A 1,343-nucleotide genomic window follows, 5' to 3' on the forward strand; every position below is an offset into this window, starting at 1 on the left:
ATGTCCTACACCTATATAACCCCTCATTGATGCATACATATCAAGCTTTGTATTATCACTATTATAAAGCTCAAAACCAAAACTAGGAAGTGCTAACAATGCACTAACCATACTACCTGCTACAACTTTTTTCATAAAAGTCTCCTCCTAAAATGTTGTTGTTCATTAAGAACTTTTCACATTATGATTTACATTTACTTTGTATTTGCTTTACATTGTGGATATTTTTTAACATTATGTGTAGTTTTTAGACATTGTGACTAAGAGACAACACGAAGAAATACCGCTGCTAGTAACGCCTCATCATCTAAATGTTCTATATCATACATATGTATCATACCTCCTAAACCTCGTGCGACAAGATACGCTTGTGTCTTTTTGATAAGTTCTAGCATAATTTCTGTGAAATGATAGATTTTTAGGGTTTTATACGCGTGCAGGTGCATTTGAGATTCTATAAGAGAAAGTATGGTGGGAGTATCCTCATCTATTGCCAAAAGATCCATAACTCGCTGGTATAAAGGTGTTTGGGTTACTAATCTATCAAGCATTTGTGGTGTATGTGTGCTAAGCTCATAGCGTAGAATCTCTGCAAGTGTGCGAGCAAATCCTTCTGTATATGCAGTCATATCATCAAGAAAAAAACTAAAATCCCTCCCCATCAAGTGTCCAAAACTTTTTAATGTATCTACATACCCAAGCTCAAATTGTTCACGTATCGCAGTAGCATCAAAATCTAGCATACCTCCCAAACGCTCTTTTGGCTGGATACATCGCACAAAGGGATGATTTGTGTAGGCATGAGGTTTAGGGTTAAGTGCAATAGCGATGACTTCTTGCGCACCAAGTGTAAATGCAAGTGAAATAGGAAGATTATCATAATACCCGCCATCAATATAACCCTCACCATCAATTTCATAAATAGGAAATGCTGGAAAACACGAACAAGACGCCATAATCCAATCTTGTAATTGTGTCTTTGGTATAGAATCTTTTTGCTTTTGCACTGGTTGCATCGAGGGAAATCGCACACTCACAAGCCCATAATCGACCGATGAAGCAAAAAACCTATCCACATCAATAAAATGTCCCAAAAGATTAAGCAATGGCGTAGTATCCATACCTTTATTACTCGTGTAGGTTTTGAGAAATCCTAGAAGTTTGTCGCTATGCTCCATATAATAATTCAGATCTGTGCGGAGGCTTAAGCCATTTAACACAACTTTATCAATATCTATACTCTGCCATAACTCAAAGGCACGATCATAGTCTCCTTGCACCATTAGCGCACCATTACACGCCCCAATGCTCGTGCCTGTAACAATATCATATTCTATACCAAG

1 protein-coding gene is annotated in these 1,343 nt (G+C 37.5%); it reads right to left on the reverse strand.

Annotated features, from left to right (window positions below):
- Nucleotides 1-260: 260 nt before the first annotated feature.
- Nucleotides 261-1,343 (reverse strand): patatin-like phospholipase family protein (locus C6H22_RS08545; protein ID WP_104694828.1); only part of this gene is annotated, 1,083 nt, incomplete at its 5' end.

Source organism: Helicobacter equorum, from assembly GCF_900198655.1.
Taxonomy (GTDB): domain Bacteria; phylum Campylobacterota; class Campylobacteria; order Campylobacterales; family Helicobacteraceae; genus Helicobacter_F; species Helicobacter_F equorum.